This is a genomic window from Nostoc linckia z4 (assembly GCF_002608075.1).
Lineage (GTDB): Bacteria > Cyanobacteriota > Cyanobacteriia > Cyanobacteriales > Nostocaceae > Nostoc > Nostoc linckia.
This window is the reverse complement of sequence record NZ_LAHA01000129.1, coordinates 1-2,648: the sequence shown is the minus strand read 5'-3', so window position 1 is coordinate 2,648 and position 2,648 is coordinate 1. Positions and strand designations below refer to the sequence as shown.

Here is a 2,648-nt window from a genome sequence, read left to right as displayed (position 1 = left end):
TATGTTCTGTCATTGCGAGCGAAGCGAAGCAATCCCAGAGACTTTGCGATTGCTTCGCTTCGCTCTCTACGAGACGCTACGCGAACGCAATGACATCTTAGATTTAATCATGACTATCTACTTAATTTGTTCAAAAATAACATTTTTTTACTTTATAAACATTTACAAAATATCTCTTAACTTTGGATGTTAAGTTACTAGAATTCGGTTGATAAAATAAAGATTATATTGCATCATTCAATTAACCACATTAGTGGGGATCGTCTCTGTTGACGAGGCAAATCGGGCGCAGGATTGACCGCAGATTAAAATTACTGTGTTACTCGGTGCAAGTTTTGATTGCTGCTTGTAATCGGGTACTGAATTTATTATCACGACCATCTATTGTAGAGACGATTTATAAATTAAATATTAAATTTCCATTATGGAAAGAGCGATGATTAATAGCTACTGAGGCTCATCGCTGGTGTTGTGTTAGGCGTAATTGCAGGTGTAATTGTTCAATTAATTTACCAACTTTTACGCCATAACACACCATTAATGGTTGTGCATTACATAAGTTAAATGCATATAAAAGCTTAAGATTTTATTTATAAATGAAGTCTGAAATTTATGGGTCATTTTCAGTAATTTTGTTATTTTGTTGTAGGCAGATTCAAGGAAGTTTTTAAGATTGAATAGCCTTGATGTCTAGGGTTGACGAGATTTGAAATTATTTGCCAGGAGATGAATTATGTTTGGAATTCCGTGGCATAAATTGCCAACTTTCTTTGGGCTTTTAAAATTAGTGCAATTCCGTGGAAAGCTGAGAAAAGAGAATCTCCACGATACTTCGCAACTACCGAATAGTGACAAATTACCTAAGCCTGCTCCCATCACGGGCGATCGCCAATTGAAAGTTCGCAGTGCAGATGGCAGTTACAATGACCTTGAGCATCCAGAAATGGGTATGGCTGGAACTCGGTTTGGGCGCAATGTGCCGTTGCAAGATGCCAAATTTGATGAAAAAAACCTACTCACCCCAAATCCGCGCACAGTTAGCCGAGTCTTATTAGCACGAGATGAATTTCAACCCGCCACAATCTTGAATTTACTCGCTGCTTCATGGATTCAATTTCAAACACATGATTGGTTTAGTCACGGGGGGAACCAGCGCGATAAGAAATTTGAAATTCCTGTGGAAAAGGACGATTCTTGGTCAACAGAACACGGGCCAATGACAATCAACAAAACCCTAGAAGACAAAAGCCGTACCGGAGATACAAACAACCCCGCCAGTTTTATTAATGAAGTTACTCACTGGTGGGATGCTTCACAAATTTATGGCAGTAATCAACAAACCATTGATGCACTGCGTTCTCATGTTGATGGCAAAATGCTAATTGGTGAAGACGGCTTATTACCATTTCACCCAGAAAACGGCATTGACAAGGTGGGCTTTGCAGGTACTTGGTGGGTGGGCTTAAGTATGTTGCATACCCTATTTGTTAAAGAACATAATACGGTGTGCGATCGCTTAAAGAAAATATATCCTGAGTGGACAGATAACGAACTCTTCGACCATGCCCGCCTGATTATTGCAGCTTTGACAGCTAAAATTCACACCGTAGAATGGACTCCTGCCATCCTGCCACATCCTGTAACCGACATCGCTTTGAATTCCAACTGGTGGGGACTACTGGGAGAAGATTTCAAAAAGCGTTGGGGACGTGTTGGTGATAGCGAATTATTAAGTGGAATTATTGGCTCACCAACCGACCATCATAGCGCTCCCTATTACCTCACCCAAGAATTTGTATCTGTATATCGGATGCATCCTTTGATTCCAGATGACTTAGAATTCCACGCAGTTAGTAACGGCAAACTATTACACAAAAAAGAATTTTCTCAGATAACTGGTAAAAATACCCGTGGAACATTAAAAGAAATTTCCATGCCAGATTTATTTTATTCTTTTGGAACTTCTTATCCTGGTGCTGTGAGATTACATAACTATCCGCGCTTTTTAAGACAATTATCAGGAGAACTGTTAGGAGACGACACACCAGCATTTGATTTAGCTGCTGTTGATATTTTGCGGGATAGAGAAAGAGGCGTTCCCCGTTATAACCGTTTTCGTGAATTATTGGGTAGAGGTAAAGTCAAATCCTTTGAAGAAATTACCAGTAATAAACAATGGGTTAAAGAACTACGCGAAGTTTATAACAACGACATTGACAGCGTAGATTTAATGGTGGGTTTATTTGCAGAAGATTTGCCAGAAGGTTTTGGTTTTAGTGATACCGCTTTTCGCGTATTTATTCTCATGGCATCTCGAAGATTAAAAAGCGATCGCTTTTTTACCAAAGACTACACAGCCGAAGTTTACACTCAATTTGGCTTGGATTGGATTGACAACAACACCTTCCTAACAATCCTCCGCCGTCATCATCCCGAACTCGCACCTGCTTTCTTCGGCATCAGCAACGGCTTTAAACCTTGGAGAAAAGTCGGCTAAATCAACATGTATGGGGCATGGGGCATGGGGCATGGGGCATGGGAAGAGGACAAGGTAGACAAGGTAGCAATCTTTCTCTCCGAAGTTCTGATGGTCGGAAACCTCCGCTCAGACTTCTCTCCTTGTCTCCCTTGTCTCCCCCATCTCCCCA

General features: G+C 40.7%; 1 protein-coding gene. It reads left to right on the top strand.

Annotation, left to right across the window (positions count from 1 at the left end; translation table 11 throughout):
- Positions 1-733: 733 nt before the first annotated feature.
- On the top strand, positions 734-2,497 hold the full coding sequence (locus VF06_RS38730) for a peroxidase family protein (RefSeq protein WP_099072158.1): 1,764 nt from the start codon (positions 734-736) through the stop codon (positions 2,495-2,497).
- Positions 2,498-2,648 lie beyond the last annotated feature (151 nt).

Bases quoted from the DNA above. Each gene is read 5' to 3' on its own strand.
- VF06_RS38730 (WP_099072158.1), top strand. From the start codon at position 734: ATGTTTGGAATTCCGTGGCATAAATTGCCAACTTTCTTTGGGCTTTTA.